Source organism: Lentzea sp. NPDC036955, assembly GCF_055608005.1.
Genome location: NZ_JBVJRC010000001.1, coordinates 159,656 through 183,139 on the forward strand (window position 1 = coordinate 159,656; position 23,484 = coordinate 183,139).

The 23,484-nt window shown below is 72.1% G+C and carries 21 protein-coding genes and 1 pseudogene; 10 read left to right on the forward strand and 12 right to left on the reverse strand.

What is annotated here, in order from left to right:
• From ACZ7CF_RS00800 to ACZ7CF_RS00815, 4 genes are read right to left on the reverse strand one after another with little or no spacing between them, the layout of a single operon-like run.
• The gene (locus ACZ7CF_RS00800) at nucleotides 1-951 is read right to left on the reverse strand and encodes an ABC transporter permease (RefSeq protein WP_360387761.1); all 951 of its coding nucleotides are present in this window, start codon (nucleotides 949-951) and stop codon (nucleotides 1-3) included.
• Nucleotides 948-1,880 carry an ABC transporter permease gene (locus tag ACZ7CF_RS00805; RefSeq protein ID WP_470368474.1) on the reverse strand — a complete coding sequence of 311 codons (933 nt, stop codon included), beginning with the start codon at nucleotides 1,878-1,880 and terminating at the stop codon, nucleotides 948-950. The genes ACZ7CF_RS00800 and ACZ7CF_RS00805 overlap by 4 nt, the downstream gene beginning before the upstream one ends.
• Nucleotides 1,861-3,363 (reverse strand): sugar ABC transporter ATP-binding protein, encoded by a 1,503-nt coding sequence (locus ACZ7CF_RS00810; RefSeq protein ID WP_470368475.1) that lies wholly within the window; start codon nucleotides 3,361-3,363, stop codon nucleotides 1,861-1,863. Before ACZ7CF_RS00810 ends, ACZ7CF_RS00805 begins: the two co-directional genes overlap by 20 nt.
• Nucleotides 3,353-4,399 (reverse strand): ABC transporter substrate-binding protein, encoded by a 1,047-nt coding sequence (locus ACZ7CF_RS00815; RefSeq protein ID WP_360387752.1) that lies wholly within the window; start codon nucleotides 4,397-4,399, stop codon nucleotides 3,353-3,355. Before ACZ7CF_RS00815 ends, ACZ7CF_RS00810 begins: the two co-directional genes overlap by 11 nt.
• Before the next feature lie 128 nt (nucleotides 4,400-4,527).
• Between ACZ7CF_RS00815 and ACZ7CF_RS00820 the strand changes: the two genes are divergently transcribed.
• On the forward strand, nucleotides 4,528-5,508 hold the full coding sequence (locus ACZ7CF_RS00820) for a LacI family DNA-binding transcriptional regulator (protein WP_470368476.1): 981 nt from the start codon (nucleotides 4,528-4,530) through the stop codon (nucleotides 5,506-5,508).
• 21 nt (nucleotides 5,509-5,529) lie between these two features.
• On the opposite strand, the gene ACZ7CF_RS00825 is transcribed toward ACZ7CF_RS00820, so the two are convergent.
• The 5 genes from ACZ7CF_RS00825 to ACZ7CF_RS00845 form a co-directional block, all read right to left on the reverse strand.
• Nucleotides 5,530-6,027 (reverse strand): O-acetyl-ADP-ribose deacetylase, encoded by a 498-nt coding sequence (locus ACZ7CF_RS00825; protein ID WP_470368477.1) that lies wholly within the window; start codon nucleotides 6,025-6,027, stop codon nucleotides 5,530-5,532.
• A gap of 7 nt (nucleotides 6,028-6,034) precedes the next feature.
• Nucleotides 6,035-7,285, reverse strand: coding sequence for a prolyl oligopeptidase family serine peptidase (locus ACZ7CF_RS00830; protein ID WP_470368478.1), 1,251 nt, complete (start codon nucleotides 7,283-7,285; stop codon nucleotides 6,035-6,037).
• A gap of 11 nt (nucleotides 7,286-7,296) precedes the next feature.
• Complete coding sequence (locus ACZ7CF_RS00835) at nucleotides 7,297-7,671, reverse strand: STAS domain-containing protein (RefSeq protein ID WP_360387743.1); 375 nt, start codon at nucleotides 7,669-7,671, stop codon at nucleotides 7,297-7,299.
• A gap of 87 nt (nucleotides 7,672-7,758) precedes the next feature.
• Complete coding sequence (locus ACZ7CF_RS00840) at nucleotides 7,759-8,658, reverse strand: helix-turn-helix transcriptional regulator (protein ID WP_470368479.1); 900 nt, start codon at nucleotides 8,656-8,658, stop codon at nucleotides 7,759-7,761.
• A gap of 129 nt (nucleotides 8,659-8,787) precedes the next feature.
• Nucleotides 8,788-8,922 (reverse strand): hypothetical protein, encoded by a 135-nt coding sequence (locus ACZ7CF_RS00845; protein WP_470368480.1) that lies wholly within the window; start codon nucleotides 8,920-8,922, stop codon nucleotides 8,788-8,790.
• A 242-nt stretch (nucleotides 8,923-9,164) separates the two neighbouring features.
• On the opposite strand from ACZ7CF_RS00845, the pseudogene ACZ7CF_RS00850 reads away from it, so the two are divergent.
• Nucleotides 9,165-9,233, forward strand: a pseudogene (locus ACZ7CF_RS00850) (nucleotidyltransferase domain-containing protein); the annotation flags it as partial.
• Between the two features lie 141 nt (nucleotides 9,234-9,374).
• On the opposite strand, the gene ACZ7CF_RS00855 reads toward ACZ7CF_RS00850, so the two are convergent.
• Nucleotides 9,375-9,761: a nuclear transport factor 2 family protein gene (locus ACZ7CF_RS00855; protein ID WP_458433167.1), complete on the reverse strand. Its 387-nt coding sequence runs from the start codon at nucleotides 9,759-9,761 to the stop codon at nucleotides 9,375-9,377.
• Between the two features lie 68 nt (nucleotides 9,762-9,829).
• On the opposite strand from ACZ7CF_RS00855, the gene ACZ7CF_RS00860 reads away from it, so the two are divergent.
• A complete protein-coding gene (locus ACZ7CF_RS00860) occupies nucleotides 9,830-10,138 on the forward strand; it encodes a hypothetical protein (protein ID WP_360387734.1) in 309 nt (102 codons plus the stop codon).
• A 12-nt stretch (nucleotides 10,139-10,150) separates the two neighbouring features.
• On the opposite strand, the gene ACZ7CF_RS00865 is transcribed toward ACZ7CF_RS00860, so the two are convergent.
• The gene (locus ACZ7CF_RS00865; protein WP_360387731.1) at nucleotides 10,151-10,546 is read right to left on the reverse strand and encodes a GNAT family N-acetyltransferase; all 396 of its coding nucleotides are present in this window, start codon (nucleotides 10,544-10,546) and stop codon (nucleotides 10,151-10,153) included.
• Between the two features lie 405 nt (nucleotides 10,547-10,951).
• Between ACZ7CF_RS00865 and ACZ7CF_RS00870 the strand changes: the two genes are divergently transcribed.
• The 5 genes from ACZ7CF_RS00870 (at nucleotide 10,952) to ACZ7CF_RS00890 (ending at nucleotide 18,483) form a co-directional block, all read left to right on the forward strand.
• Nucleotides 10,952-13,804, forward strand: coding sequence for a helix-turn-helix transcriptional regulator (locus ACZ7CF_RS00870; protein WP_470368481.1), 2,853 nt, complete (start codon nucleotides 10,952-10,954; stop codon nucleotides 13,802-13,804).
• 208 nt (nucleotides 13,805-14,012) lie between these two features.
• Nucleotides 14,013-14,537, forward strand: a complete 525-nt coding sequence (locus ACZ7CF_RS00875; protein ID WP_470368482.1) for a hypothetical protein — start codon at nucleotides 14,013-14,015, stop codon at nucleotides 14,535-14,537.
• A 74-nt stretch (nucleotides 14,538-14,611) separates the two neighbouring features.
• Complete coding sequence (locus ACZ7CF_RS00880) at nucleotides 14,612-15,925, forward strand: PepSY-associated TM helix domain-containing protein (protein WP_470368483.1); 1,314 nt, start codon at nucleotides 14,612-14,614, stop codon at nucleotides 15,923-15,925.
• 164 nt (nucleotides 15,926-16,089) lie between these two features.
• A complete protein-coding gene (locus tag ACZ7CF_RS00885) occupies nucleotides 16,090-17,076 on the forward strand; it encodes a YbaB/EbfC family nucleoid-associated protein (protein WP_470368484.1) in 987 nt (328 codons plus the stop codon).
• Between the two features lie 78 nt (nucleotides 17,077-17,154).
• Nucleotides 17,155-18,483: a M28 family peptidase gene (locus tag ACZ7CF_RS00890; protein ID WP_470368485.1), complete on the forward strand. Its 1,329-nt coding sequence runs from the start codon at nucleotides 17,155-17,157 to the stop codon at nucleotides 18,481-18,483.
• A gap of 61 nt (nucleotides 18,484-18,544) precedes the next feature.
• Here ACZ7CF_RS00890 and ACZ7CF_RS00895 read toward each other — a convergent pair whose 3' ends face one another.
• Nucleotides 18,545-20,509 carry a putative bifunctional diguanylate cyclase/phosphodiesterase gene (locus tag ACZ7CF_RS00895; protein ID WP_360388371.1) on the reverse strand — a complete coding sequence of 655 codons (1,965 nt, stop codon included), beginning with the start codon at nucleotides 20,507-20,509 and terminating at the stop codon, nucleotides 18,545-18,547.
• Between the two features lie 209 nt (nucleotides 20,510-20,718).
• Here ACZ7CF_RS00895 and ACZ7CF_RS00900 point away from each other — a divergent pair, with 209 nt between their 5' ends.
• Complete coding sequence (locus ACZ7CF_RS00900) at nucleotides 20,719-21,723, forward strand: sugar ABC transporter substrate-binding protein (protein WP_360387714.1); 1,005 nt, start codon at nucleotides 20,719-20,721, stop codon at nucleotides 21,721-21,723.
• 132 nt (nucleotides 21,724-21,855) lie between these two features.
• A complete protein-coding gene (locus ACZ7CF_RS00905; protein ID WP_360387712.1) occupies nucleotides 21,856-23,319 on the forward strand; it encodes an amidohydrolase family protein in 1,464 nt (487 codons plus the stop codon).
• The last annotated feature ends 165 nt before the right edge of the window (nucleotides 23,320-23,484 follow it).

The following is a 23,484-nucleotide window of genomic DNA, read 5'->3' on the forward strand; positions in this document are numbered from 1 at the left end:
CTATCTCCGGAGTGTTCGTTGCAGGACGACGACGATGAGCAGGAAGACGCCGCTGACGACGGACTGGAAGTTGCTGTCGAGCGTGCCGATCTGGTTGATGACGTTCTGGATCACCGTGCGCAGGCCGACACCGATCATGGTGCCGAGCACGGTGCCCGCGCCGCCGGTCAGCAGCGTGCCGCCGATGACGACCACGGAGATCGCGTCCAGCTCGGTGCCGACGCCGATGACCGTGACACCGGACTGCAGGTAGGCGGCGGTGAGCGCGCCGGCCAGTCCCGACAGCACGCCGCTCATGGTGTAGACGAGGACCTTGGTGCGCGCGACGGGGACGCCCATCAAGATCGCCGAGGACTCCGCGCCGCCGGTGGCGAACACGTTCTGGCCGAAGTTGGTGCGGTTGAGCAGCAGACCGCCGAGCGCGGCCAGCACGAGCGCAATGAACACCGGGTGTCCGAAGCCGAACACCGTGCCGCGGCCCAGCTCGACGAACGCCGAGTCCGGTGCGATCCGGTAGGTCGTCGCCCCCTCGTCGGTGATCACCAGCAGCAGGCCGCGGGCGAACAGCAGCGAGGCCAGCGTGACGATGAACGGCGCCATGCTCGTGCGGGCGATGAGCAGGCCGTTGACCACGCCGATGAGCCCGCAGACCAGCAACGGCAGCAGCAGGGCGCCGAAGAAGCCCCACTGCGAGCCGTACGCCGCGAGCACGCCGCCCAGCGCGTAGAGCGAGCCGACGGACAGGTCGATGCCGCCGGTGATGATCACGAACGTCATGCCGATCGCGATCACGGCCAGGAACGATCCCTGCAGCGCGAGGTCGCGGACGTTGTCGAGGCTGCCGAAGCGCGGGAACACCAGCCACGCCACGACGACCATCAGCACGAGCGCGACGGCCGCGCCCTGGCGTTGCAGGACCTTCGTGCGGGCGGAGGCGAGGGTGGTCGTCATCGGCGCTCCCTCGCGACGTAGACGGCGGCCACGATGATCGCGGCCTGGATCATCTGCGCGATGGAGTCGGGCAGGTCGTGCTTGATCAGGGTGGCCCGCACGAGCTGCATCAGCACCACGCCCATGACCGTGCCGAGGACGCGGACCTTCCCGCCGGTCAACGGGGTTCCGCCGACGACGACGGCGGTGATCGCGGACAGCTCCATCAGCAGGCCGATGTCGGCGGGGTCGCTCGCGGCGAGCCGGGACGTGGCGAGCACGCCCGCGACGGCGGCGAGCACGCCGGTGATCGCGTAGACCCCGACCAGCACCCGGCTGACCGGCAGCCCCGCCAGGTGCGCGGCCCTGCGGTTGCCGCCGACCGCGACGAGCTGGCGCCCGAACGTGGTGCGGTTGACCAGTCCCGCCACGAGGATCGCGAGGACGACGGCGACGAGCACGCTGATCGGCAGGCCGAACACGTCGTCGGTGCCCAGCGCCAGGAACGCCGGGTCGTGCAGCTGGACCAGCTGACCGTTGGCGATCACCAGGGCGAGACCGCGCCCGGCGACCAGCAGCGCGAGCGTCGCCACGATGGGCTGGATGCCCACCCGTGCGACCAGGAAGCCGTTGAACCCGCCCGCCGCCAGGCCGACCGCGAGCGCGATCAGGACGGCGGGCACCGGGCCGTACCCCAGGTACAGCGGGATGAGCGCGGCGGCCAGTGCCATGACGGCGCCGACGGACAGGTCGACGCCCTCGGTGCCGATCACCAGTGCCATGCCCAGCGCGACGACCAGCACCGGCGCGGCTTGGACCAGCTGGGTGCGGAAGTTGCCCGCGGTCAGGAAGTTCGCCGTGAACAGCACGTTGAACAGCAGCAGGGCGGCAACGGCGACGTGGACACCGTTGTCCTGGAGCCAGCGCGTCCTAGTGGCGGTCAGCGTCATCGGTCACCTCCGCCGGTTCCGCCGCGATGGCCGCGAGGACGTGCTCGCGGGTCAGCTCACCGCCGGTCAGCTCGCCCGCGACGTGGCCGTCGCGCAGCACGACGAGCCGGTCGGCGCCGTCGAGCAGCTCGTCCAGCTCGGAGCTGATCAGCAGCACCGCGAGTCCCTCCTTCGCCAGCTCGTCGATCAGCGCCTGCACCTCGGCCTTGGCGCCGACGTCGATGCCGCGGGTGGGCTCGTCGAGCAGCAGCACCCTGGGCTCCGCGCAGAGCCAGCGGGCCAGCAGCACCTTCTGCTGGTTGCCGCCGGACAGCTCGGCGACCCGCTGCTCCGGGCTGGAGACCTTGATGCGCAGCCGCGTGATGAACAGGTCCACGATCCGGTCCTGCTTCGCCCGGCTGACCAGTCCGAACCGGCTGAGTCCCGGCAGCGCGGCCAGCACGATGTTCTCCCGCACGGACAGGTGCGGAATGATCCCCTCGGCCTTGCGGTCCTCGGCGAGCATGCTGATGCCGGCGCGCATCGCGGCCTTGACGTTGCCGCGCGGCACGGGCTTCCCGCCGACGAGCACGGTGCCGTGCTGGGTGGGGATGGCACCGATGATCGCCTTCGCGGTCTCCGTGCGGCCGGAGCCGAGCAACCCGGCCAGTCCCACCACCTCCCCCGGCCTGATGGTCACGTTCACCCCGTTGAGCCTGGGCCTGCTGGTCAGGTCGCTCGCCTCCAGGACGGGCTCCTTCCCGGCGTGGTGGTCCTCGCCGAACGCCGTCGTCCCACCCGCTCTGATGTCGCTGACCGATCGGCCGAGCATGAGCGACACCAGCTCGATCCTGGGCAGGGCGGCCAGTGGTCCGCTGTGGACCTTCCGGCCGTCGCGCAGCACCGTGACGGTGTCGCAGAGCCGGTACAGCTCGTCCATGCGGTGGCTGACGTAGACGATCGCGATGCCGCGCTCGTGCAGCCGTTCCACGACCGCGAACAGCGTCTCCACCTCGCGCGGCTCGAGCGACGACGTGGGCTCGTCCATGATCACGACGTCCGCGTCGGCCTCGACCGCGCGGGCCAGTGCGACCATCTGCTGCTCACCGACCGACAGCGAACCCAGCGGCTGCGCCACGTCGGCGGTGATCCCGTAACCGCTCAAGATCCGCCGCGCGTCGGCGATGGCCTTCGCGCGGTCGATCAGGCCCAACCGCGTGCGCGGCTCGCGGCCGAGGAACAGGTTGCCGGCCACGCTCATCAGCGGGATGAGGTTGACCTCCTGGTAGATCGTGGAGATGCGACCGGCACGCCGGACCTCGCCGCCGTCGGGCTGGTGGATGCCGGTCAGCACCTTGATGAGCGTCGACTTGCCGGCGCCGTTCTCCCCCACCAGGGCGTGGATCGAGCCCCGGTGGAGGGTGAAGTCGACGCCGTCGAGCGCCTTGACGCCCGCGAACGCCTTCGTGACGCCCGCGACCTCGATGACGGGTTCAGTAGGCATTGGCGAGCTTCTGCGCGGCGTTGGTGGCGTCGTACTCGTCGTCGGAGATCACGATGTTCTGCGGGATCTCCTGGCCGGCCGCGAACTTCTCCAGCGTGTCGAACGCGAGCGGGCCGAAGCGCGGGTTGGACTCGACCACGGCGGTGTAGCTGCCGTCCGCGATGAGCTGCACGGCGGTGCGCGTGCCGTCGACCGACACGATCTTCACGTCCTTGCCCGGCTGCTTGCCCGCGGCCTTGAGCGCGGTCACGGCACCGACGCCCATCTCGTCGTTCTCCGCGTAGACGGCGGTGATGTCCGGGTTGCTCTGGATCAGCTGCTCCATCACGGCCTGGCCCTTGGAGCGGTCGAACTCACCGGTCTGCTCGGCGACGACGGTCAGCCCGGTGCCGGCGATGCCGTCCTTGAAGCCCTTGGTGCGGTCGACCGTGACGTTGTTGCCCGACGCGCCGAGCAGGATCGCGACCTTGCCGTTGCCGCCGGTCGCCTTGAGCATCGCCTGGGCCGCCCGCTTGCCCTGCTCGACGAAGTCGGAGCCGATGAACGTGAGGTAGTCGGTGCAGGGTTGCGACGTCACCTTGCGGTCGATCGTCACCACCGGCACCTTCTTGGCCTTCGCCGCGTCGAACGCGGGCTGCAGGCCGTCGGAGTTCAGCGGTGCCACGATCAGCAGCTTCGCGCCGCGGTCCAGCAACGACTTGATGTCGCTGATCTGCTTGTTGAGGTCGCTCTGCGCGTTCGTGGTGAGCAGCTCGACCCCGCGCTCGGCCGCCTCGTCCTTGATCGACTGGGTCTCGGCGGTGCGGAACGGGTTCGCCTCCTTCTCCGACTGCGAGAAGCCGACGACCGCGCCCTTGAGCTCGACCTGCGGGTACCCGGTCCTGTCCCGGCCGCAGCCGGGGCCGCCGCTCTGGTTCGCGGCGGCGCTCGCGGCCGGCCCACCGCTGGTCGTCGTCTGCTGGCCCTCCCTGGCCGTGCAGCTCGCGAGGAGCGCCACGGCGGCGAGGGCGATCGGCAGGGTGCGACTGAGGGACATCGTTGGCTCTCCTACGCGGTGCGGGTGCGTGGTCGCGCTCTCAGGGGCTAGATTTGCATCGTTGTTCCAACGATGTAAAGACCGCGGACTTCCCGGTACCTTTCCCGGTACCTCTTCAGGAGGCTGAGTTGGCCACGCTCAAGGACGTCGCGCGCCTGGCAGGCGTGTCGGTGAAGACCGTCTCGAACGTGGTCAACGGCTACTCGTTCGTCAAACCCGACAACCGCCGCCGGGTGGAGGAGGCGCTGGCCGCCACCGGCTACCGCCCCAACCTCGGCGCCCGCAACCTGCGCCGCGGCCGCACCGGCTTCATCGGCCTGGTGCTGCCGGAGCTCTCCATCCCCTACTTCGCCGAGCTCGCCGGCCTGGTGATCGCCGCCGCCCAGGAGCACGAGTGGAACGTGCTGATCGAGCAGACCTTCGGCACGCTGGCCGGCGAACGCGCGGCGCTGGAGGCACTGGGCCCGCACCTGGTCGACGCGGCGATCGTGAGCCCGGAGGCGGTCAGCGACTTCCAGCTGGAGGTCCCGACGGTGCTGCTCGGCGAGCACGAGGTGGACGTGCCGATCTCCCGCGTGGGCATCGACAACGTGCTCGCCGCCTCCACCGCCGTGCGGCACCTGATCTCGCTGGGCCGCACCCGCATCGCCGCGATCGGCGCCCACCCGCAGCGCGGCACGGCGGCGCTGCGCCTGGAGGGCTACCGGACCGCCCTGGAGGTGGAGGGCATCGAGTTCGACCCGGCCCTGGTCGTGCCGGCGTTGAACTACCACCGCGCGGACGGCGCGGCGGCGATGAACTCGTTGCTGGACCTGGAGAACCCGCCGGACGCGGTGTTCTGCTTCAACGACCTGCTGGCCGCCGGCGCCATGCGGGCCGCCGCGGAGCGGTTCGTGCGGGTGCCGCAGGACCTGGCCGTGGTCGGGTTCGACAACAACGAGGAGAGCGCTTACAGCTCGCCCTCGCTGACGTCGGTCGCACCGGACAAGGGCGCTATCGCCCGTGCCGCGGTGGACCTGCTGCACCGGCGGGTGGGTGCGGACGCCGTGACGGTCGAGAACGTGCAGACACCGTTCTCGTTGCGAGTGCGGGAGAGCACGGCGTCGTGAGGCCCGCCGTGCCGGTGCTCGCTACGGCCGCGCGTAGGCCTCGTAGGCCTTCCGGTCGAACAGCACGAACCGCACCAGCTCCACCGGCGCGTCCCTGACCGCCGCCAGCGCGATCTCCGCCGCCGACTCCACCGGCCAGCCGTAGATGCCCGTCGAGATCGCCGGGAACGCGACCGACACCGCCCCGAGCTCCGCCGCGACCCGCAGCGAGTTGCGGTGGCAGTCGGCGAGCAGCTCGGAGCGGTCCTCGGTGGCCGACCACACCGGGCCGACCGTGTGGACGACCCAGCGCGCGGGCAGGCGCCCCGCCGTGGTGGCCACCGCCTGACCGGTCTTGAGGCCGCCGCCGTAGTGGCCGGCGCGCAGTGCGCGGCACTCGGCGAGGATCTCCGGACCACCTCGGCGGTGGATCGCGCCGTCCACTCCCCCGCCGCCGAGCAGGGAGGAGTTGGCGGCGTTCACGACCACGTCGACGTGCTGTTCGGTGATGTCGCCCTGGACGAACTCGACGGTGCTCATCCTCAGATCATGACAGCGGGCACGTCGAGACGTCGGCCGGGCGCGGGAGGGTCGCCGAAGCGGGTGGCGTGACGCCGTCGAGCCAGCGTTCCAGCGCCACGAACGCCGAGCGGTGGCACGGGGCCAGCGGGCGCAGGCGGTCGGGGTAGGCGTCCACCAGGCCGTCGACGTGGGTGCCCTGCTCGACGCGGAAGTAGCGGTGCAGGCGGTCCGGGGTCATCGCGGCGTAGACGTCGGAGTCCTGGGAGATGGGCAGCAGCACGTCGTGGGTGCCGTGGACCGTGATCAGCGGGCGGTGGATCTTGCCGGTCAGGGCGACCGGGGCGATGGCGGGGCCGACGATGCGCCGGCGTGCGGCGTAGTCGTAGTCGGCGTCGCAGGCCGGGGTGCCGGACGCGCAGAACGGGGTGCCCGCTTCGAGAGCGCCGTCGAAGGACGGGTCGAACTCCTCGCGGTAGATGCGCTGGGTCAGGTCCCAGTAGTAGCGGTGGTGGTAGTCCCACAGGAACTCCGTGCCCGCGGGGAAGCCCGCGGCGACGATGGCGGCGTGGGCCTGCGGGTCACCGGCCAGGTAGGCGGGATAGGCCCTCAGCACCGGCGGCAGGAACGTCAGCGGGTTCGGCCCCTTGACCGTCCACAGCGTGCCCTCCCAGTCGACGCCGCCGTCGTAGAGGTGCGGGCGGTTCTCCAGCTGCCAGCGCACGAGGTAGCCGCCGTTGGAGATGCCGGTGGCGATGGTGCGCCTGGCGGGGCGGCCGTACCGCTGCGCGACGACGGACTTGGCGGCGATGGTGAGCTGGGTGAGGCGGTGGTTCCACTCGACCATGCCGTCGCGGTAGAACTGCGCGCCGGTGTTGCCCTTGTCGGTGGCGGCGAAGGCGTAGCCGCGGGCGAGGACCCAGTCGGAGATGGCCCTGTCGTTGGCGTACTGCTCCCGCACACCGGGTGAGCCGGCGACGACCAGGCCGCCGTTCCAGCGGTCGGGCAGCCTCACCACGAACTGCGAGTCGTGGTTCCAGCCGTGGTTGGTGTTGGTGCGCGAGCTGTCCGGGAAGTAGCCGTCGACCTGGATGCCGGCGACGGGGGTGGGAGCCGGCAGCGCGGCGCTGGTCAGACCTGCCCAGTCGGCGGGGTCGGTGATGCCCCCCGCCGTGCTGAGGTCGGCCAGCCTGACCAGTTGCTGGTGTTCGGCGCCGGGGACGTGCAGCGCCGGGGCCGGTACGAGCAGCGACGCGACGAGCGCCAGGGGCAGCAACATAGCTGGTCAAGCTAGCTGCGGCCGGTCCTCGGCGACATGGTTGCCTCCCACACAAGCCCGGCTTTGAAAGTGGTGAAGCCGAACAGGTCGAGCACCCGCCGCACCCGCGGCTGGGCGCGGCGCAGGGTGAGGTCCTTGCCGTTGTGGTTCGCCGCGCACAACAGCAGGAGCAGGATGCGCAGCCCGCTGGCGGACAGGAACGTCACCTCGGCCAGGTCGATCGTCACGCTCTCCACGGCGCCGTCGGCGATCCCGGGCAGCACCGCGGCGAAGAACTCGTCACAGGTGGTCACGTCGACCTCGCCCCGGCAGGTCGCGACGAAGTGCGCGCCCGTGCGGCTGGTGCTGATCGCGAACGGGCTCGGTTCACAGGCTTCTGCGGACATCGGTCCTCCTCCCGCACCACTGCACCGCAGCGGCGGGTGCGGCGCTAGCAGCGGAAGCGAAGGCGCCGACTGCCAAAACGAAGGACGTCAGCCCGACCTCAGCGTCTGCGACGGCGACACCCCGTACGCGGACCGGTAGTGCGCCGCGAAGACACTCGGCCGGGCATACCCCCACCTGGCGGCGATCTCGGTGACCGTGCCCTGCCGCCGCTGCAGGTCGAGGTGGGCCTGCGCGAGCCGCACCCGCCGGACGTACGCCGTGGGCGTGGTGTCGAGGTGCCGCCGGAAGGCGAGCTGGATCGCCCGGAGCGACACGCGGGCCGCACGTGCGATGTCGGCGGCGGTGATGTCCTTCTCCGCCTCGGACTCGATGTACGCGATGGCGCGTTTCAGCGCGTGCGGACGGGCCTGGCCCGGCCCGTAGTCCACGAGGGAGACGTTCGGGAACGTCGCGAGGGTGGTCGCGATGAGCAGGCGTGTCGCGTTCTCCACGACGAGCGGTTCGTCCTCGAACGCCGGCAGCACCTCGTCGCGCAGGTGCACGCACGTCGACCGCCACGCCGCCGCGGCCCGCGCCGACACCGCCGTGCAGCTGGTGAACCGCACGCCACCGGCGAACCGGTCGACCACGGCCCGGTCCACGACCACGAGCGTGGCCTTGGGGTCCTCGGCCACGACGGAGTACGGGAACTCGGGCTGCCCGGTCAGCAGCAGGTGTCCCGGCAGCACGTTCTGGTAGTCACCGCTCGTGCGGTACCGCGCCCGCCCACCGTCGAGGTACCCGAAGATGTAGGCGCTCTGCGGCCCGCTGGTGGCCTCGAAGCCGATGGAGCTGTCGATGACGTCGAACCGGACCGGCCCGAACCGGCGGGAGCGCAACCGCAGCCACGACCGCCCATCGCCGCCGTGGATGCGCATCTTGCCGTAGGCGACGCTGAGGGCCGCCTGCATCTCGTCCAGATCTGTCAGCTCGACGACCTGTTCCACGCGCTGAACAATCCTCGCCCGCGCCGGTCGTGTCCATGACCCGCCCGGATGCCGGTGCTGGTGCTTCGAACGCAACGCCCGGCGACTGAACGGACCAGCGGGCGACGCGGTGCGCGACAGCGGCCGCGCTCAGGCGGCGGCGAGGACCGCTGCGATCTCGTTCAGCAGCAGGGTCTTCCGGCTGTTCGGCAGGAACGAGGCCAGCACAGCGTTCTCGGCCAGCCGCGCGACCTCCGCGCGACTGAGGTCCACTGTGGACGCCACGGCCAAGTGCTCGCCCTCCAGCGTGGCACCGAAGAACGGGGGGCAGGAGAACGCGTGCGACTCAGGGAGCGAGGTCGCCGCGTTCGGTGTCAGCGCCGTAGAGCGGCAGCTTGCGGTCCAGCACGCGCTCCACGCCAGCGGATCACGCGGGAGTCCGGCGAGGTCCCGCTGCTTGCTCTGCCGGCGTCCGCAAGGAGAGGGAGGGGGCGGCAAGACTTCTGGCCAGGGCCTGGACGCGCTGCGTGGCCTTGGCGTGTGGTATCGGTGGCGGCTGGGGGATCGACGCTTTGGTCGGCCGGCGGACGCGGCCGCACGGGACCTGCACGACCTGGAGCTGCTCAGGGTGGCGTTCGGCGACGTCGGCTGAGACCGGAACACCACCGGGAGGTCCACATCAGACCGGGCGGCGCTGGTCGCACGGGCCGGGACCGCCCTCGACGCGACCCGGCAGCTCACGCGGACATGGCCTCCGCTTTGATCTGCTCGAACTGCGCCGCCATGGCCGCGGACAGCGCCTGGGCCGCGGACAGCGGGCGGACCATGACGGTGAACTCGTCGATCAGGCCGTCGGCGTTGAGGTGCAGGAAGTCGCAGCCCTGGATCTCCCTGCCGCCGACCTCGGCGCGGAACACCAGCGCGGAGTTCTCGCCGTCGACGATCTCGCGTTCGTAGCGGAAGTTCTCGAAGACCCGCAGGACGCCGCGCAGGATCGCCGCGGTCAGCGGCTTGCCGGGGTACGGGGAGAACGCGACGGGGCTCGTGAACACCACGTCGTCGGCCAGGCAGGCCGCCATGGCGTCGGTGTCGCGGGCCTCGACGGCCGCTCGGAAAGCCTTCATGAACGGCACCGTACCCCGGACGGCGTGGTTCACGTGCGCGCACGGGCGAGTGAGGTTGAATCGAACGCATGAACGGAATGTCCGCGTTGCAGGAGGCATTGGCAGAGCCCGCGGCGCAGGCGCGCGACCGGTTCGCGGGACGGCTCAACGGTTATCTCGACGGATCCGGCGTGGTGCACGCGGTGCGGTTGCAGGGGTGGCTCGGGCTGGAGGTGCCCGGTCCCGGTTGTCACGTCGGGACCGGCAGCTGGGACTTCACCCGGTTCAAGCCGACCACCTCGCCGGTCTCGTGCGGGCGGTGCCGGTCGGCGGGGCTGCTCGCGAGCTCGTTCACCGGCGGGCCGCACCAGCAGGTGCTGGACCTGGACGGGATCTGAGCGGCGCGGGGCTCACCCGCAGGCGTCGCGGTTGCGCAGGATCATCCCGGTGACCGCGGTCATGCCGAGGCGTTCGTAGTACGGCCGCAGCTCCTCGTCGCAGACGAGGTCGATCGAGTACAGGTGCGCGCCCTCGGCCACGACCCGGCGCACCAGCTCGGCACCGATCCCCCGGCCCTGGTGCTGCGGCAGCACCTCCAGCCACGGGACGAACCCGGTCAGCACGCCGTCGCTGATCAGGTTCACGAAGCCGGCGACCTGCCGGTCCACGCGTGCGACGACGGCACGGTAGCTGCCGCGCAGCACCGCGAGGTGCTGCGCGGGGCTCGGCGGCTTCGGCCAGCCGGCGAAGAACCCCGTCAGGTCGGCTTCGGTCAGATCTTCGACGTCGGTGCTGTACGTGATCACGACAGCAGCCTGCCACCGCGCCGATCAGAAACGTTCACCCGATGCCGGTGGCTCGTGCGCGAATTCCACGCGAAAACCTTCAGAACAGGTCCGGTTTCTGCCCGTTCCGTCTTGATTGGCATACCTGCCCCGACGTGCCAGAAAACGGTTGCAGCCCGAATTCCGGATTACTGATCCCTTTAGGTCGTTATGGTCTCAAGCGGCAGTTTCGGTTCTTTGACATTTTTCTTTACACAGTCCTGAGCTGCAGATATGATGCAGAAAAGGGACGACAACCACCCGTCTGGCGGAATGATGAGCCGTTGGCGTACTGAGACACGTGCTAGCCGACTGACATTTGTCGTCCCTATCCTCTATTTGCACACGCCGCACCTGAGGTGATCTGCGCAGTCGGGGAGGAAGAGTGTGGAGCGTCGGATTCTCGAAGAGCTCGCGGACGGGGTGGCGCCGGACAGCGCAGGCCCCCAGTGGGCCCTGCACGGCCGGACGGCGGAGGTCGGCCGCGTCGAGCTGCTGATGCGCGAGAGCGCCGAGCAGCAGCGGGCGCACGTCGTCGTGCTGGAGTCCGGCGCGGGAACCGGCAAGACCCGGCTGCTGCTGGAGCTGATGTCGGCCGCGGCCAGGCGCGGCTTCGCGGTCGTCAACGGTGCGGCGGAGCAGACCGGTCACGGCAGGGCCGTCACCCTGGTCAACGCGCGCGGCGGGCGGGCGGAGGAAGACCGGGTCGGCGTGCTCGCCGGGCGGTTCGAGGCCCAGCTCGCCGGTCACCTGCGGCGCGGACCGGTGCTGGTGGCCGTGGACGACGCGCAGTGGACCGACTCCACGCTGCTGCAGGCGCTGGGGGCCGTGATGTCCAAACTAGACAAGGCGCCGGTGCTGTGGCTCTTCGCCGTGCACACCGACCACGCCGAGTCCCCCAACGGGATCGCGTTGCGGGTGCTGGCGCGCAGGCACCGCACCGAGTGGCTCGGGCCGTTGCCGCCGCTGAGCGGTGCGGCGGTCGCGGGCATCGCGGGCGACCTGCTCGACGCGACGCCGAGCGACGACCTGGTGGCGTTGTGCGAGAGCGTCGGCGGCACCCCGCAGGCGGTCGTCGACCTGGTGCTCGACCTGCGCCGCGAGGGGTGCGTGGTGGCCGGCGACCACGTGGCGCGGCTCGTGGGCGGGCCGTGGGCGACGGGGGTCTCCGCGGCGGTCGAGGCCGAGCCGGACGCACCGCTGCCGCGGCCGTTCGTGCGGCTGGCGCAGGCGCGGCTGTGGGAGCTCTCCACCCGTGCGCAGGAGGTGCTGCAGGTCGCCGCCGTGCTGGGCAGCAGGTTCACGCCGCAGGACCTGGCCGAGATGCTCGGCGAACGCCCCGCACAGCTCCTGGGGCCGTTGCAGGAGGCGCTGGCCGCGGGGCTGATCGGCAGCGAGGCCGACGAGTTCGTGTTCCACCGCGAGCCGGTGTGGCGCGCGGTCCTCGGCACCGTGCCCGAGCTGCTGCGCTCGATGCTGCACCACCAGGCCGCCACGATGCTGCTGGCCCGCCCGCGCGCCAGGGCCGAGGCGGCCGCGGTGCACCTGGTGCACTGCACGGTGCCCGGCGACACCGCGGCGATCGCCACGATCCGCGAGGCGGCGCACCGGATGCTCGCCTCCTCACCGCAGGCGGCGTCGGCCCTCGCGACCCGCGGGCTGCGGATCGCGACCCCCGGCAGCGCCGACCACGCGGCGCTGGCCACCACCGCCACGGCCGCGCTGGTCCGGCTCGGGTGCCTGAGCGAAGCCGTGGACCTGGCCCGCGAGCAGCTGGGCGAGCACCTGCACGGCGGTCCCGAGTTCACCCGGCCGTTGCGGACCTGGCTCGCCACGGCGTTGCTGCTGCGCGGCGACACCACGGCCGCCTACGACCTGTCGAACCAGGCCGTGTCGGTCACCCGGCCGGGCACGGACCTGCGCGACCCCGCCACCGAGCCGTGCCCGGAGCTGCTGCTGCTCAACGCGTTGTCGCACAACGACCAGAGCAAGGTCACGCTCGTCGCGGACCGGGTGCTCGACCTGCCGGAGCCGCACAGCGACGACGTCCGGGCCGCCGCTCTCAACGTGCGGGCGATGTCGCACTGGCGGGAGGGCCGGCTCGACGCGGCGATCAGCGCCGTCGACGAGGCGGTGCGGCTGCGCGGCCCGCTCACCCGCGCGTGGCAGAGCGATCCGCTGTGGACCAGGGCGTGGCTGCTCACCAGGGTCCGCAAGCTCGACGAGGCGCTCGCCGCCGCCGAGACCGCCCGCGCGGCCATCGACGCCGAGCACAACGGCGTGCTCAGCCCGGTCCCGCTCGCCCTGCGCGCCACGATCCTGCTCGCCAAGGGCGAGCTGGCGGCGGCGGAAGCGGACGCGCGCGCCGGGCTGGCGGCCTCCGAACGCGCGGAGATGCCGTTGTACCAACCGCAGCTGCGCGCGGTGCTGGTGATCTCGGCGCTGCGCCGCGGTGATCTGGCCATGGCGGCGGACAGCCTGCGGCGGCTGGAGGAACGCGCACCGGCCGAGCGCGCGCAACCGTGGACGGCGCTCATCCGCGTGCTCGCCGCCGTGGTCACCTCCGCACGCCGTGGCGCACATGCCGCCATGGACGAGCTGCGCGGGGCGATCACGGACACCGAGCAGTGCCGCCAGATCCTGCTGGAGGACCCGTCGATGACGGCGTGGGCGGTCCGCACGGCGCTGTCCGCCGGTGAACGGCAACTGGCCGGGAACGTCGTGACCGCCGCCGAGCGGATCGCGGCCGAGAACCCCGGCTTCGACACGGTCCTCGCGGCCGCACGGCACGGAAGAGCGTTGTACGACAACGATGTCAGCGCCTTGGCGGGTCTGGAGGACGGTTACGGCGACCCGTGGGCGGCGGCGTCGGTCATCGAGGACACCGGGACGTTGCTGCGCGAGCAGGACCGCGACCGCGCCATCGCCGGGCTGAACCGGGCGATGGCCGCCTACGACGAGCTGGGAGCGGAGTGGGACTCGGCCCGCGTGCGGCGCAAGCTGCGCAGGCTGGGCGTGCGGCGGCGGCACTGGAACCACGAGGCGCGGCCGGAGACGGGCTGGGACAGCCTCACCAGCACCGAGGCGAAGGTGGCCCGGCTGGTGGCGCAGGGGCTGACCAACCGGCAGGTGGCGAGCGAGATGTTCGTGTCGCCGCACACCGTCGGGTTCCACCTGCGGCAGATCTACCGCAAGCTTTCCATCCAGTCGCGCGTGGACCTCGCCCGCATCGCGCCCTAGAGGCGCCTGCGGGGGTGTCGAAGCGTCGAATCCCACGCCGGCCACAGCCGGGTGGCCCGCGTCGAACGGGGCTTCGACACCGCGGTTGCCCTGATGGGGATACGGACGCGCAGGCGGTCCGGTTCACTGTGGACCGGTCCGTGTGCACGTTCTCACCTGGGGCCGATCGGAGGTCCTCCCCCCGCGTTCCGGCCACTATTCTGCCTGCATGGCCCTGCCTTCCGCTCCTCTGCGCCGTGCGCGCTGCGGAGCTGTCGGCGTGACCACGGGCGCCTTGGCCGTCCTCGCGCACTCCAGCGCCGACGGCCACCTGCCCGATGCCGGGCTGGTCTTCTCCCTCGTCGCGTTGCTGACGTGGGCGGTGGGCGGGCTGGCACGGCGCGAGCTCACACCGGCGCGGCTGCTGGCGCTCGTCGGCGGCGGACAGCTCGCGATGCACCTCGTGCTGGAGCTCGCCTCGTCCCGGCACGACCACGTCAGCGCCGGGTACGTCAGCACCGAACGCATGACCGCGGCCCACGTCGTGGCCACGGCGGTCGTCGTCGGCGCGCTGGCGGTCGCCGAGCGCACGGTCCTCGGGCTGGCGCGCACGCTCGCCTCGCTGCTGCCCCGCAAGCTGACGCCGTTCGTGGCGACGGCTCCCCTCTCCGTGCCCGTGTACCGGCACGTCCCGGCCGCCCCGGTGGTCCTGGACGTGCTGTCGTGGCGCGGTCCCCCGGCTGAACAGGCCTGACTCCTCCTCACCCCCCGAGGCCGGCGCGCTCGTGCGCCGGCCGGTGCCTGTTCACGCCCACTTGGAGCTCTGCCATGTCCACCACGGAAACACCGCCGGCCACCGCGCCCGCGACCAGGACCTCGTTCGCCTGGCGCGGACTGTTCCTGCGCCTGCACTTCTACGCCGGCGTGCTCGTCGGCCCGTTCATCCTCGTCGCCGCGCTGACCGGTGTCCTCTACGCGCTGACCCCGCAGCTGGAGTCGTGGGTCTACTCGGACCAGCTGCGCGTTCCCGCGTCCGCGCAACAGCTCCCGTTGTCCGAACAGGTCAGCGCGGCGATGGCGACCGCGCCCGCCGGTGACCTCGTCGCGGTACGCCCGGCCGCCGAACCCGGTGACACGACCCGCGTGCTGTTCGCCGAGGAGGGCCTGGGCGAGTCCGAGCGCCGCGCCGTCTTCGTCGACCCCGGCACCGGGAAGGTGACCGGCGACCTCGTCGTCTACGGGTCCAGCGGCGTGCTGCCGTTGCGCACCACGCTCGACCAGCTGCACCGCAACCTGGCGCTCGGCGAGCCCGGCCGCCTCTACAGCGAGCTGGCCGCCTCCTGGCTGTGGGTGATCGCGCTGGGCGGTCTCGTCCTGTGGCTCACGCGGGCCCGCGGCAGCAAGCGCATCCGCAAGCACGGCCTGCTCGGCGTGTGGGTGCTGGCGGGCGCGCTGTTCCTGTCCGCGACCGGTCTCACCTGGTCGGCCTACGCCGGCGAGAACATCGGCACGCTGCGCGAGGCGTTCGGCTGGTCCACCCCGGCGCTGCAGGTCCCCGGCGGTGGTGAGCACTCCGGTCACGGCGAGCACACCGAGGCGCCGGCCGCCGACCCCGCGGACGTCGACGCCGTCCTGGCCACCGCGCGCGGGTGGGGCATCGACGCGGGCCAGGTCGAGATCGGGCTGCCCGCGGAGGGCGTGTGGAAGGTCACCGAGATCGAGAAGGGCCTCGCGAGCCACGGCGACGCGGTGGCCGTGCGGGACGGCTCGGTCGTGAGCTCGGTGCGGTTCGCCGACTTCCCGTTCATGGCGAAGATGACGCGGTGGGGCATCGACGCGCACATGGGCGTGCTGTTCGGCTGGCCCAACCAGCTGCTCCTGCTGCTGCTCGGCGGCGGGCTCGTCGCGCTGGTCGTCATGGGCTACCGGATGTGGTGGAAGCGCAGGCCGACCCGCGGGTTCGGCCGCCCGACGCCGCGCGGGCAGTGGCGCAAGGCGCCGCCGGTGGCGCTCGTGGCGCTCGGCGTGGGCGCGGTCGTGGTCGGGTGGTTCGCGCCGTTGCTCGGGATCAGCCTCGTGGCGTTCCTCGTGGTGGACGCGCTGCTCGGGTTGCGGGGCGAGGAGAAGACCGCGGCGAGCTGACCCGCGGGACGGTGTGGTGCGCACCGGCACCACACCGTCCACAGTGGACAAAGCTTGCTTGATCTGGACATTTGCGGCATATTTGTCCCCAGGTGCGCCGGGAAGCCTGGTCGGCCCGCACGTCACAGCAGGTGGCGGCGGAGAGCTGACGAGGGGTGCGCACGATGACTCTGATCCCGCACGCCGTCCCCCTGAGCAACGACCCGCAGGTCGTGCGCGCGCTGGCCGGGCGCTGGCGGCGGACCCGGACGTTGCTGCTGTTCTCCGCGGGTGTGCTGCCCGCCGCGATCGGTGTCGTGTGCGTCGTGCTGGCCGGGATGACGTCGGCCGGGCAGCGGATCATGCCGTGGTGGTCGGCGATCCCGGCGGTGGCGGCGGCCGCGTGCGCTTGGGCGTTGCTGTCGTGGTTGCGGCGCAACGGGTTGAGCGACCCGCACTCGTGGTTGCCCGCGACCACGCTGATGACCGGGGCGCAGGTGGTGCTCGGCGTGCTGCCGGGATCGGGGATCGCGTTGCGGCTCAGCCCGGGTGCGGCGGTCGCGGTGAAGGCGCTGTGCGCGGCGGGCGTGCTCGGGGCGGGCTCGGCCGGGTGGCTGGCGCGGCTGGCGAAGCGGTCGTTGCTCGCGACACCGGTCGTGGAGCTCGGTGCGACGGCGTTCCCGCTCGTGCTGACCGGCGGCGGGACGCGGGTCGTGATCGGCACCGACCGGCTCGACTGGCGGGCAGCGGGAGTCGACGCCGGCGTGGCGTTCGCCCGGATCGACGAGGTCACCGCGCGGGACGACGCGCTCGTGCTGCGGACGGCGTCCGGGACGTGGAGGGTCCCGGTGCCGGACCCGGTGGGCGCGCGGGACCTGCTGCTGCGGCGGATGGCGTGGTGGCGGGAGCAGACCGAGGCGGCCGCGCAGCAGGAACGCGAGCGGTACCACGAGCTGTTGCGCGACCTCGGCGCGGTCGTCGGACGCGCGTCGACCGGACCCGTCAGCGTCACCGTGGACGCGAACGGTGTCACCACCGGCATCGCGCTCGACCCGGCCGCACGCGACCAGGACCCCGACGTGTTGTCGGCGTTGCTGATGGCGTGCATCGGCAAGGCACGCGCGGATGCCCGCAAACGGGTGCAGGACCTCGTGCTCGACCACGCCGCGTGACCCACCGGAAGTCGGTTGTCCTCCACGCCGGCGTCTCCGTACGTTCACGTCGACAACGGGAGATGGGGGCGACGCACCATGCGCAGACGTGACTTCCTCGCAGCGGCGGCCGGTGTTGCGGTCGTGGCGGCCAACCCGGCGAGCGCGTGGGCCGCGACGCGGCAGCGGCCGGGCGCCTCGCACCTGCCCGACCTCCACCTCGGCGACTTCCCCGTGGTGGCACAGGTCAAGGCCCGCAAGGCGCTCGAGCACCTGCGGGTGCTGAGCGACCGGATCGGCCCGCGCATCGGCGGCACCGCCTCCGAGCACCAGGCGCGCGACTACCTCGTGAAGGTGCTCAGGCAGCTGCGGTACCAGGTGACCACGCAGCCGTTCACCGTGCCGGACAAGTACCTCGCCGACGTCGTGGTGGACCGCGCGCGCTGGCAGGCGGGCGCGTCCCGGTTCGGGGCGCTCGGCGTCACGGTCACGGCACCGGTCGCCGACGTCGGCGACGGCAGCGCGTTGCCCGACCTGACCGGCAAGATCGCGCTGTTCGTCAACGCCCCCACCGGTTCCGCGCCGACGCTGGCCGCGATCGAGAAGGGCGCGGTCGCCGTTCTGCTCGGCCGCGTCTCGACGACCGCGAGCAAGCTGAGCGCGTTCTCCCCCACCCTCACCCAGAACGTCGCCGTGCCGGTGGTCGGCCTCGCCCAGGTGCACACCGAACGCCTGCGCGGCAGCACGGCCGAGCTGACGATCACCACGACCCACCACGCGAACCTGACGTCCTACAACGTGATCGCCGAACGCCCGGCCACGTTCCCGTGGCGCGACAACGGGGTCGTGATGGTCACCGCGCACTACGACAGCGTTCCGGGCTCGCCGGGCGCCAACGACGACGGCAGCGGCACGGTGCTGTGCCTGGAGCTCGCGCGGGTGCTGCGCCACCTGCCGACGAGCAGGACGCTGCGCTTCGCGTTGTGGGGCTCGGAGGAACAGGGCCTGCTCGGCTCCCGCCACTACGTCTCGCAGCTCACGCCGGAGGAGATCGCCCGCATCTCGGGCGTGTTCCAGAACGACATGGTCGCCACCAGCCACGACCCGGCCACGGCGTACTGGCTGCTGTCCGTCGACGGCGCCGACAACAACACCACGCGCGAGGTCCGCGCCGCCGCTCAGCGACTCGGCTACGACCCGCGCGTGCACGGCCCGGTGGCCCGCGGGTCCAGCGACCACGTGCCGTTCCACGAGAAGGGCATGGCGTCGGCGAACTTCAGCTGGCGCGGCGAGGGCGGTCCGCAGCTGCTGGAGCCGATCTACCACACGCCGGAGGACACGATCGCGGCCAACGTGAGCCTCGAACGCCTCCAGGTGTCGATGGAGCTGATCGGCGCGGCGGCGTACCGGCTCGCCACCCAGCGCTGAACGGTCCCGCCGCTGAGGCGGCACGGGGGCGCGCACCTCACGCCGGGGTGCGCGCCCGCGGTCATCCGCTCGGAACGGTCAGCCCGGTGGGCGTCCGCTCGCGCAGCCAGGCCGCGAACTCGTCGGCGGGCAGCGGGCGGCTCAGGCAGTAGCCCTGCACGATGTCGCACCCCAGCGCGGCCAGCGCGGACCAGGTCTCCTCGTCCTCCACGCCCTCGGCCACGACCTCGAGCTCCAGGTTGTGCGCGAGGCCGAGCAGCGAGCGGGTGATCGCCCCGCTGCTGGGGTCGGTGCGCATGTTCGTGGTGAACGACCGGTCGATCTTCATCTCGTGCACCGGCATCGTGCGCAGGTAGGCGATCGACGAGTAGCCGGTGCCGAAGTCGTCGATGGACAGCCGCACGCCGAGCTCGCGCAGCCGGCCGAGCACCTCGGTGGCGCGGTGCGGGTCGGCGATGATGGCGCTCTCGGTGATCTCCAGGGTGAGCGCGCCCGGCCGGCGGTCGTGCCGTGCGAGCAGGTCGAGGACCTGGTCGGGGAACGTGAGGTCGTGCAGGCACTGGGCGCCGACGTTGACCGAGACCGGCACCTCCTGCCCGGCCGCGTGCCACCGCCGGCACTGGTCGAGCGCGTGGTCGAGGACGTAGCGGGTGAGCGGTTCGATCAGGCCGGTCTCCTCGGCAGCGGGGATGAACCGGTCGGGGCCGAGCAGGCCCAGCCGCGGGTGCTGCCAGCGGCACAGCACCTCGGCGCCGCAGATCGTGCCGCTGCGCACGTCGGCCTTCGGCTGGTAGTGCAGCACCAGCTCGCGCTGGTCGATCGCCCGGCGCAGGTCGCTGATCACGGTCAGCTGGGCGGCGCTGTGCTCGTCCAGGCCCGGTTCGTAGGCCGTGGTGCCCAGGCGGTTGCGCTTGGCCGCGTACATGGCGATGTCGGCGTGTTTGAGCAGGTCGTGCGCATCGGTCGAGTCGCTCGGGTACAGGGCGACGCCGATGCTGCAGCCGACCTCCACCGACAGGCCGTCGAGGTCGACGGCCTCCTCCAGGGCCCGGTGCACCTTGCCCGCCACGGCCAGCGCGTTCGCCGTGCTGCCGACGGCGGGCAGCAGCACCGCGAACTCGTCGCCGCCCAGCCGCGCCACGGTGTCGTCCCCGCGCACGGCGCTCGTCAGCCGGGTCGCGACGTGCTGGAGCAACCGGTCGCCGAACGCGTGGCCGAGGGTGTCGTTGATCGGTTTGAAGCGGTTGAGGTCGATCAGGAACAACCCGAGCGGGTCACCGGAGACCGCTGCCCTGCTGATCGCCTGTTCGGTCCGCTGCGTCAGCAACGTGCGGTTGGCGAGGCCGGTCAGCGCGTCGTGCGAGGCCTCGTGCTCGCTCTTGGCGGCCTGGCGCAGGATCTTGCGGCGGTGGCCGAGCAGCACGACCGCGCAGAGCGCGACCAGCCCCAGGTCGACCACGAACGCGACCAGCGCCGCGATCCGCAGCTGCCCGTTGTGGTGTTCGGCGTGCTTGAGGTACTCGGAGGTCTCCAGGCGCTTGAGCTGCACCACGGTCGAGAGCTGTTTGCGCAGCGAGACGACGGTGAGCTCGGCCTGGTCGGCCTTCAGCGCGGCACCGGTCGCGTCACCGCCGTCACCCAGGGCCACGACGTCGCGCAGCAGCGTCGTGTAGTCGCCGTACAGGTCGCCGACGATCCCGGCGGCGCGCACGTCGGCCGCGCCGCCGTTGTCGCCCAGCCACCGCAGGCTCTCCCCCGCCGCACCGGCCGCGCTGACCAGCGGCTGCCGCATCACCGGCGTGCCGGAACGCAGGTAGTCGGACATGGCGTGGTCGGCCACGTCGACGTTCTGCACGACCTGGCCCCAGCGGTCGCTGGTCTCGTTGAGCTCGTGCAGGTGCGCGGCGGCGCGCTGGGCGCTCAGGCTCATCCACAGCGCGATCCCCGCGAGCGTGGCCAGGCCGATCACCAGGCTCACGACCGTCGTGTGCGCGGTCGTGCGGGCCTCGACCCAGGTGGACAGCATCACCGCGCCTCACGATCGGAACTCGTGCGAAGTGCTCATTGGTACGCAGCCAAAGGATGGCACGCAACCCGCGGACGGTGCTTTCCGGACCACTGGCGGTGATCGGCACCGACCCACTACCGTCTGGCGCTCGGCACACCCGACGATGGGGCTCACCAATGCTTTCGCCTGCCCGTGCCCTGCCGGCAGCGGTTCTCACCCTCGCACTGGTGGTGAGCGGGTGCACGACCGGGCAGACGTCCGATGATCCGCCGACCATCGGTTTCCTGTCGCAGAACACCTCGCGCGACTTCTCCCGCGAGATGAGCGACGGGTTCACCGCGGGCGCGCAGCTGGTCGGTGGCGTGCGGACCGAGACCACCGGCCCGGCCACGCACGACGGCCTGCGCCAGGTCGAGCTGCTCAGGGACCTCGCCACGCGGGCCAGGGGCGGCATCGGGGTGTCCGCGGTGGCACCGGAGCTGCTCGCGGGGCCGATGGCGCGGCTGGTCGAGCAGGACATCCCGGTGATCGCGGTCGCCGGCGGCCAGATCGCGCCGGGCGCCGACGTCGAGCTGCTCATCGAGAACGACAGCTACGACATGGGCCAGCTGCTCGCCGACGCCGCCGTGGAGCGGCTCCCGCCCGACGCCGCGGGCACCGTGGTGATCGGCAGCAACTCCCCCGCGATGCCCGCGCTGGACCAGCGGTCGGCCGGCATGCGGGCCCGGCTCACCGAACGGCTGCCGAAGCTGCGGGTGATGGGCCCGCTCGACACCGGCAGGGACGCGCAGGCGAACCTCGCGACCTGGCAGCGGGTCGTGGACGCGAACCCGGACGCGCTCGCGTTCCTCGGCGCCGGCGACGTCGACGCGGTGAACCTCGCCGCCGTGCACGCCGCCAGGGGCGCGCGGTGGCTGGCCGGTGCGTTCAGCGTGGACCCGAAGGCGCTGCAGGGCGTCAAGGACGGGCACCTGTTCGCGTCGGTGTCGGCGGAGCACTTCGTGAAGGGCGCGGTGGCCGGCTGGCTGCTCGCCGCGCACGCGAAGAACGGCCGCCCGCTGCCGGAGGGCTGGTTCGTGGCGCCGGGGCTGCTGGTGACGCGGGCCAACGTGGACCAGATCATCGCCCGCCAGTCGAGTCCCGAGGCGCGGCTCGACGCGGCACGGCCCCAGGTGGAGGCGTTGACCGCCCACGCCGAACGGCACATCCGGCCGCTGCACGAGGCTCGGTGAGCGGGGCACGCCGGCTGGACCAGGCGCGGTAAGCGCCTTCCACCGCCTGGTCCAGCGGCCGCGGCAGCACGGTGACAGGGGCGGAAGTCCCAGGTGAGCATGACTCGTCCGAGTCCCAGCCCTGGAGGTCCCATGATCAACCGCAGGACGCTCACCAAGTCCCTGGGTGCCGCACTCGCCATGTCCGCGACGGCTTCCGCGACGGGTTCCGCGACGGCAGCGGCCACCGAGCCGGCGACAACACCCGCCGGCCCCGGCCCGCACCGGGGCCGCCTGCTGATCAGGGGCGGCGCGGTGGTCACCGTCGACCCCGCGCTCGGCGTGCTGCCCCGCGGTGACGTGCTCGTCGAGAACGGCCGGATCGCCGCGGTCGGCCTCGGCCTGAAGGCACCGGACGCGCAGGTCGTCGACGCGACCGGCATGATCGTCGCGCCGGGGTTCGTCAACACCCACCACCACATGTGGAGCGCGCTGGGCCGCAACTTCGTGGCCGACGGCTTCCCGTACTTCGCGGCGAAGCGGGCCACGTCGGCGCTGTACGAACCGGCCGACCACTACCGCAGCGTGCTGCTCGGGCTCGCCGAGCTGGCGAACGCGGGCGTCACCACCGTCCACAACTGGTGCAACAACACGCGTTCCCCCGCGCACGCCGACGCCGAGCTGCGGGCGCACCGCGACGGGCTGCTGCGCGCTCGGTTCTCCTACGGCCACGTGGACCAGATGCCGCGGGACGTGCCGGTGGACCTGACCGACGTGGACCGCGTGCGGCAGCAGTACTTCGCGGGTGGCACCGCGTTCGACGGGCGCGTGCACCTCGGGGTCAGCGTGCGCGGGCTGTCGCAGAGCGATGAGAGCGCTTTCTTCGCCGACATGGACGCGGTGCTGGGCCGCGGGCTGCCGGTGTCGGTGCACGCGGGCCAGTCGCCGCCGCGGATCGTGGACGCCGCCGACTACGAGCGGCGCGGGTGGCTGGGGCCGAAGACGTTGCTGTGCCACTACGTCACGGCGCTCGACAGCGACATCGAGGTCCTGGTGCGCACCGCCACGCCGCTGAGCTGGGCGCCGCACTCGGAGTTCCGCCTCGGCGCGGCCGGTGACCCGAGGGCGGCGCTGCTGCGCATGAACGCGGCCGGGCTGCCGGTGTCGCTGTCGTCGGACGCCACGTCCATCGCGCCGCCGGACCCGTTCGAGACGATGCGGGTGGCCTGGACGACGGGAATCCCGTGGCAGGGCACGCCCACCGCGGACCTGCCGGAGATCGGGTTCCGCCGGGTGATCGAGATGGCGACGGTCAACGGCGCCCGCGCGCTGGGCCTGGGCGACGTCACCGGGTCGATCACCGTCGGCAAGCGCGCCGACCTCGTCCTGGTGCGCACCACCGACGTCAACATCGCGCCGGGTGGGCTGCCCGAGACCGCGCTCGTGCAGTCGGCCACACCCGCCAACGTGGACACCGTGCTCGTCGACGGGGAGTTCGTGAAGCGCGGCGGCCGGTTGGCCGGCTACGACGTGGACCGGATCGTGCGCGACGCCACGGCCTCGTCGCTGCGGATCCGCGCGGCGGCGGGCGGGGTGCTCACGCCTCCCGCCGGCTGACGCGGGGGCACGGAGGCGTTCACAGGGCGAGCACGACGCGGGTGAACGCCTCCGGTGCGGACGTACCGGAACCGCGGACCGATTCCGGTATGTGAACGGAATGAGCCATGAATAGCGAGAACGGTTTCCCCGCCGGACTCAGGAAGCCCGGCGGAGAAACCATTC

What these genes read in the sequence shown, in the direction of transcription:
- ACZ7CF_RS00800 (WP_360387761.1), bottom strand. Translation starts at nt 951, where the DNA reads ATGACGACCACCCTCGCCTCCGCCCGCACGAAGGTCCTGCAACGCCAG.
- ACZ7CF_RS00805 (WP_470368474.1), bottom strand. Translation starts at nt 1,880, where the DNA reads ATGACGCTGACCGCCACTAGGACGCGCTGGCTCCAGGACAACGGTGTC.
- ACZ7CF_RS00810 (WP_470368475.1), bottom strand. Translation starts at nt 3,363, where the DNA reads ATGCCTACTGAACCCGTCATCGAGGTCGCGGGCGTCACGAAGGCGTTC.
- ACZ7CF_RS00815 (WP_360387752.1), bottom strand. Translation starts at nt 4,399, where the DNA reads ATGTCCCTCAGTCGCACCCTGCCGATCGCCCTCGCCGCCGTGGCGCTC.
- ACZ7CF_RS00825 (WP_470368477.1), bottom strand. Translation starts at nt 6,027, where the DNA reads ATGAGCACCGTCGAGTTCGTCCAGGGCGACATCACCGAACAGCACGTC.
- ACZ7CF_RS00830 (WP_470368478.1), bottom strand. Translation starts at nt 7,285, where the DNA reads ATGTTGCTGCCCCTGGCGCTCGTCGCGTCGCTGCTCGTACCGGCCCCG.
- ACZ7CF_RS00835 (WP_360387743.1), bottom strand. Translation starts at nt 7,671, where the DNA reads ATGTCCGCAGAAGCCTGTGAACCGAGCCCGTTCGCGATCAGCACCAGC.
- ACZ7CF_RS00855 (WP_458433167.1), bottom strand. Translation starts at nt 9,761, where the DNA reads ATGAAGGCTTTCCGAGCGGCCGTCGAGGCCCGCGACACCGACGCCATG.
- ACZ7CF_RS00860 (WP_360387734.1), top strand. Translation starts at nt 9,830, where the DNA reads ATGAACGGAATGTCCGCGTTGCAGGAGGCATTGGCAGAGCCCGCGGCG.
- ACZ7CF_RS00875 (WP_470368482.1), top strand. Translation starts at nt 14,013, where the DNA reads ATGGCCCTGCCTTCCGCTCCTCTGCGCCGTGCGCGCTGCGGAGCTGTC.
- ACZ7CF_RS00880 (WP_470368483.1), top strand. Translation starts at nt 14,612, where the DNA reads ATGTCCACCACGGAAACACCGCCGGCCACCGCGCCCGCGACCAGGACC.
- ACZ7CF_RS00885 (WP_470368484.1), top strand. Translation starts at nt 16,090, where the DNA reads ATGACTCTGATCCCGCACGCCGTCCCCCTGAGCAACGACCCGCAGGTC.
- ACZ7CF_RS00890 (WP_470368485.1), top strand. Translation starts at nt 17,155, where the DNA reads ATGCGCAGACGTGACTTCCTCGCAGCGGCGGCCGGTGTTGCGGTCGTG.
- ACZ7CF_RS00895 (WP_360388371.1), bottom strand. Translation starts at nt 20,509, where the DNA reads ATGCTGTCCACCTGGGTCGAGGCCCGCACGACCGCGCACACGACGGTC.
- ACZ7CF_RS00905 (WP_360387712.1), top strand. Translation starts at nt 21,856, where the DNA reads ATGATCAACCGCAGGACGCTCACCAAGTCCCTGGGTGCCGCACTCGCC.